Source organism: Bacillus infantis (genome assembly GCF_020171945.1).
Classification (GTDB): Bacteria; Bacillota; Bacilli; order Bacillales; family Cytobacillaceae; genus Bacillus_AB; species Bacillus_AB infantis_A.
The window spans coordinates 1-5075 of record NZ_JAIVAP010000036.1 but is presented as its reverse complement, the minus strand read 5'-3'; the positions used below and the strand labels follow the sequence as shown (position 1 = coordinate 5075).

7 protein-coding genes are annotated in these 5075 nt (G+C 42.6%); 2 read left to right on the top strand and 5 right to left on the bottom strand.

Annotated elements, in window-relative coordinates; genetic code table 11:
* Window positions 1-302, top strand: a 302-nt coding sequence (locus tag LCM00_RS24450; RefSeq protein WP_224906819.1) for a hypothetical protein, incomplete at its 5' end; no start/stop codon positions are given.
* A 7-nt stretch (window positions 303-309) separates the two neighbouring features.
* Here LCM00_RS24450 and LCM00_RS24445 read toward each other — a convergent pair.
* A complete protein-coding gene (locus LCM00_RS24445; RefSeq protein WP_224906817.1) occupies window positions 310-1182 on the bottom strand; it encodes a nucleotidyltransferase-like protein in 873 nt (290 codons plus the stop codon).
* A 294-nt stretch (window positions 1183-1476) separates the two neighbouring features.
* On the opposite strand from LCM00_RS24445, the gene LCM00_RS24440 reads away from it, so the two are divergent.
* On the top strand, window positions 1477-1845 hold the full coding sequence (locus LCM00_RS24440; protein ID WP_009795226.1) for a YgzB family protein: 369 nt from the start codon (window positions 1477-1479) through the stop codon (window positions 1843-1845).
* 130 nt (window positions 1846-1975) lie between these two features.
* On the opposite strand, the gene perR is transcribed toward LCM00_RS24440, so the two are convergent.
* The 4 genes from perR to LCM00_RS24420 all read right to left on the bottom strand — a co-directional run bounded on the left by perR (window position 1976) and on the right by LCM00_RS24420 (window position 4838).
* The gene (perR, locus tag LCM00_RS24435) at window positions 1976-2413 is read right to left on the bottom strand and encodes a peroxide-responsive transcriptional repressor PerR (protein ID WP_022543515.1); all 438 of its coding nucleotides are present in this window, start codon (window positions 2411-2413) and stop codon (window positions 1976-1978) included.
* Between the two features lie 107 nt (window positions 2414-2520).
* A complete protein-coding gene (locus LCM00_RS24430) occupies window positions 2521-3072 on the bottom strand; it encodes a cob(I)yrinic acid a,c-diamide adenosyltransferase (protein ID WP_224906815.1) in 552 nt (183 codons plus the stop codon).
* 1 nt (window position 3073) lies between these two features.
* On the bottom strand, window positions 3074-4015 hold the full coding sequence (locus LCM00_RS24425; RefSeq protein ID WP_318247653.1) for a D-2-hydroxyacid dehydrogenase: 942 nt from the start codon (window positions 4013-4015) through the stop codon (window positions 3074-3076).
* A 235-nt stretch (window positions 4016-4250) separates the two neighbouring features.
* Window positions 4251-4838, bottom strand: a complete 588-nt coding sequence (locus tag LCM00_RS24420; protein ID WP_224906811.1) for a hypothetical protein — start codon at window positions 4836-4838, stop codon at window positions 4251-4253.
* Window positions 4839-5075: the final 237 nt, after the last annotated feature.

The following is a 5075-nucleotide window of genomic DNA, read 5'->3' as shown; positions in this document are numbered from 1 at the left end:
CGCCGCCAGCGTTCGTCCTGAGCCAGGATCAAACTCTCCATATAAGAGTAAGATTTAGCTCTGATAAAAATAAGATTAACGTTGACGTTTTTGTTCGTTCAGTTTTCAAAGAACAATCTTTTTATCCCGCCGCCCTTAAGCGACTTTATTATCTTATCATGTGTCATTTATTCTGTCAACACTTTTCAAAAATAATTTTTGGGATGTTATTTAAATCCGTCAGCCACCGTGTTTTTACTGAACAACTAGCAGCGACGGATATAAATATACCAAGTAAGAAACAAAAGGTCAATACCTTTTAATGTTTTTTTAAAATAATTTTTTCGTCCGGTAATGGCGGTGATACAAACCAGGACTTTTCGTCACGATTTCAACTGCTTCTACCAGGTGTTTATCAATCAAGTATTCAAGCAGCATACTTAAATCAACAGAATAAGCACTTAGTTCAGGGTGGGTGATCATGTCATTGAAGGACCAGTCCTCTTTTTCGGACATTATATCATTCAGATGCTGAATCCCGATTTTCGTTTTTGAATGGATCAGGAATTCACTTGCCAGAAAAAGAAGCTCAAGGCGTTTTTCCAATGGCTCTTCACTGATGACAAGCTCTTCATACAGCTTAAAGATTTCCGGTTCGATCTGTTTGACCTGATGCCATACAGTCACTTCTGGATGAAATCCGCTTTCAATGACAGCAAGCCGCGCCAGGTGGTGGAGAGAATGAACGACATGGTTATAGGCATCGAGATAATGATTATTTTCAAAAAATGCTTTTCCATCCATATAGCGTCTTATTAGCTTCGCAAACTCTACGCCCATCTTAAGCTTTCTTCCATAGAACGGAAACTCCCTTAATTCAACCTTCAGGCTGCTTATATACTCATTTCGGTCAAAAAGGATTCTCCCATTATAAAGCCAATCAAAAATCTTCCGGTTGGAACCGTGGAGGATCCACTCATTCAGCTGGCTTTCCTTTACGATATGAAGGGCTGCTTTTTTATCATTATAAGTATAGTGCTTCACAAAGACCGGAACCTCTGCCTTCTGGACAACGATCAGCAGGACCGCATCAAAGGTATCCGTAACAGGGACCGCTTTATTTCTTTTTTCTATGATCAGCACTCCAAGCGTGTTAGCCTGGCTTGCCCGTTCCTGATAAATAGGGCGAAGAATGTCTTCCATCATCATTCCTCCATTAATATTAGATAAGGATGCATTAATTTAAACTTCAATACTTTAGTGCGATTGAGCGTATCCTCGGGAGGCGCTTTGATATTGCCTCAGCACACTATGCCTAATGTCTGCGCTCATTTGCGAAAGGATCCCGCTTTTCTTTTATAGCTTATAGGTTCTACAGCCATCCAGGAATTCCTGCCGTAACCAAGCATTATTCGACAGGAGCATTATTCCTGCTTTGCAGATATCCTTTAGAAAAGCAAATATGGTATAGTTATACTTTGGGAGGGACAAAAAAGAATGGCAAAATATTCGAGCAAGATTAACAAAATCCGCACCTTTGCGCTTAGTCTGGTATTCATCGGCTTTATTGTTATGTATATAGGAATATTCTTCAGGACTTCACCGATTGTCATGACTATATTCATGCTGTTAGGCATGCTCTGCATCATCGCCAGCACCGGTGTTTATTTCTGGATTGGCATGCTCTCAACAAAAACTGTACAAGTTGAGTGCCCAAACTGTGGAAAATATACAAAGATGCTTGGCCGTGTAGATATGTGCATGTACTGCAATGAACCGCTGACACTCGATCCTTCCCTCGAAGGGAAAGAGTTCAACGAGAGCTACAACAGAAAGGGTTCAAAACAGAAAAAAGCTGAGCAATAGATATGCTCAGAATAAATCGGCCCAGCAGGGATGCTGGGTTATTTTTTATATATCCTCAAAGCATCTGGAAGCTGCTGATTTTCTCCAAAACAAAAGAAAAAGCCGATAGCAGGCTATCGGCGTTATAGAATTAGTGCGCTTCCTTGCTTGCACAATCCGGGCAAGTGCCGTAAATCTCCATGCGGTGATGGCTGATTTTAAAACCTGTTACATGGGAAGCCAGATGTTCAACTTCATCTAAACCAGGATAATGGAAATCCACGATTTTTCCGCAGTTCTCGCAAATCACATGATAATGATGGGTTGTAATAAAGTCAAACCTGCTTGATGCATCCCCATAGGTCAGTTCCTTTACCAGGCCAACTTCACGAAATACTCTTAGATTATTGTAAACTGTAGCCACACTCATATTAGGAAATTTTCCTTCTAATGCTTTATAAATATCATCTGCAGTCGGGTGTGACATGGAGCTTATTAAATATTCAAGTATCGCATGACGCTGCGGAGTAATACGCACTCCTGTATCCTTCAAGGTATCCAGCGCTTCTTTTAACTGTGTTTGAGCCACCGTCATGCACCTCTTTTCCAACAAAGATTCTTACTTTGTAATCTTTATAAATAGTGTACTAACTTTTTATGCTATTTGTCAATATTCCAGTACGATGCCGGATGATTTCAATCCTCTTCGTGAAGATTCTTCTCGTTTTCCCCCAGCTGAAGATTTACGTATCTGGCCGTCACAAACAGCAGGTCAGACAATCTGTTCAGGTATGAAAGCACCAATGGGTTCGCCCCTTCAATCCGAACAGCCTCCCTTTCAGCCCTCCGCACAATCGTCCGGGCAGAATGGAAAGCGGCTCCCGCAGGATTGCCCCCTGGCAGGATAAAATTGGCAAGCCGCGGGAGTTCTGCGTCCCATTCATCAATTTTGTTCTCCATGACTTTGATATCATCTTCAGAAACTTTCCATTTGACCTCTTTCCCGGGAGGAGTCGCAAGCTCTGCACCTACATGGAAAAGGGCTGTTTGTATTTTATGGTATGTGTCTTCAAGCTCTTTTTTACCCTGGAAAAATTCTCCCTTCAGATAACTGAGCGCCAGGCCGATCATCGAGTTTGCTTCATCGCAGGTCCCATAAGCTTCTACCCTCATGTCCCCTTTCGACACACGATCTCCATATATGAGCGAGGTTGTTCCCTTATCTCCTGTCTTAGTATAGATCTTCATATTAATACCCCTTTCCAGGATCAATTTTATTCACAAAGTCATTCCCGTTTTGTATATATGTATGAAGATTCTGGGCAAAAATTTCAAAGGATCTTGGCAGGTACATGGCTGATCTGCTTGATAAGTGCGGAGTGACGGTTATATTGTCCATCTTCCAGAAAGGATGCATTTTCTCCAGCGGCTCTGTTTCGAAAACATCCAGATAGGCATGTGAAATCTCCCTTTTCTGCATCGCATCCAGCAATATCTCTTCCCCGGCAACATCCCCCCTGCCCAGGTTGATGAAGACCGAGCTGCTCTTCATCCTGCGGAAGTGCTCCATCCCGAGGAGATGCCTTGTTTCTCCTGTACTCGGGAGCACTGAGATGAGGAAATCAGCCTCCGGTAATAGTATGTCCAACTCTTCAAGGCTGAAAAGGCTGTCAATATAAGGCACAGGAGAACCGCTGCGGTTTATGCCCCAGGTTTTCATTCCAAATGCTTTACCCAGCCGGGCTATTTCACTGCCAATAGCGCCGGTCCCAAGGATCAGCATGGTTTTTCCGTGGAGCTCGCCCATCTGGATATTCCGGTCCCAAACTTCATTCTCTTCATTTACAATAAGCTTCTTCGCCTTTTTTTCGTGCATTAGCATCATTCCAAGTGCAAACTCTGCCATCGGAATGCTGTGGACCCCTCTTGCATTAGTAATAAGAATGCCTCTTTCTTCACATTCCTTGAGCGGCATCAATTCCAGGCCCGCGGACATTACCATGATCCATTTAAGCTTTTTTGCACTCTCAATATGCGCAGCTGTCAGATCCTCGCCATATGTAATGAAGATTTCAGCCTGGGATAATGCCCCTTCAGCCTGCTCCATGCTCTCATAAAATTCAAAATCCGCATCCGGGAAATCATTCTTGACTTTATCCTGCAGTTCCTTTTCCGGCTGCAGGGAAGACACTATTTTCAAACCCGTTCCCTCCTTCGTTTTTTTCATCATATCACCCGAAGGATTTTTTTACATTTTTCAATCGATCATACCCGCTTCTACTGATACCAAAACTTCTCCATCGGGTCCTCCCTGTTCTTCAAAAAAAGAACAGACCCTGTAAGGATCTGCTTCAAAGTATCTGAGGAGGTATGCCCTAATCTAATGATATTCAAAACTTGTTTAAATGAATGGACATCAGCCTTTATTAAGTTAAATTGGGCCAGACAGCTGCCCTTTTATACAGAGGGGCCGCCATTTGCGAGCTCTCCCAATAATAATGGAGATGCCCCTCGTATACCAAAGACAGCCGGGGGATGCTGGCAACGTCATCAGGCCTGATCATTTCACAGCATTTATCGAATGTATGTATCCCGCTTTTTGTAAGAATGGTGGACACAAATTGCGAGCAGGTGAATGCATGGGCCCTTCGAAATTTTATCCCAAAGATAATGCCGATGCACCCGAGGAGATTATATTTATACTTCAGCGGATCTTCCTCGAATTGCAGGATCATTTTCCGGATTTCTTTATACTGTGAATCTGAAACCTGCAGACGGTAGACCGCGCATCTTGTATTTCGCTTATGCTTGAACACACCACCATCAACCCGTTCCCTAATGAATCCAGCTGAAAAAGGGTTCATATAGCTCCGCCTTCCGAAGCTGAATAATTGATTGAACTGCCTGTCCAGTGCAATGGAAGAATGATTATATGGAGCCCTTGTATAGCACTTAATCAGTCTTGAAAATATAGTTCCTGTATCTGTTAGCAGGATATAAATACATTTGCCCATCACTTATCACCCAATATCCATTTTGGAAAATTTAACCCTTAGTATATTAGACGAATGGACTGGACAAATCACTACACTAAAATGGAATTAAAAAAGATTGGATACAAGTATCCAATCCCAGATTGTAGACAAAAGGCATTTCGAATGTGTCCATTCGAAGTGCCTTTTGAGTTTTTTCTTGTATTTCAAGAATATTGGTGCCTCGACGAGGCATTCTCTTAGACCATTTCTGGCTCT

Excerpts from the sequence above, each read along its gene's own strand:
- LCM00_RS24445 (WP_224906817.1), bottom strand. The coding sequence starts at position 1,182 with ATGGAAGACATTCTTCGCCCTATTTATCAGGAACGGGCAAGCCAGGCT.
- LCM00_RS24440 (WP_009795226.1), top strand. The coding sequence starts at position 1,477 with ATGGCAAAATATTCGAGCAAGATTAACAAAATCCGCACCTTTGCGCTT.
- LCM00_RS24430 (WP_224906815.1), bottom strand. The coding sequence starts at position 3,072 with ATGAAGATCTATACTAAGACAGGAGATAAGGGAACAACCTCGCTCATA.
- LCM00_RS24420 (WP_224906811.1), bottom strand. The coding sequence starts at position 4,838 with ATGGGCAAATGTATTTATATCCTGCTAACAGATACAGGAACTATATTT.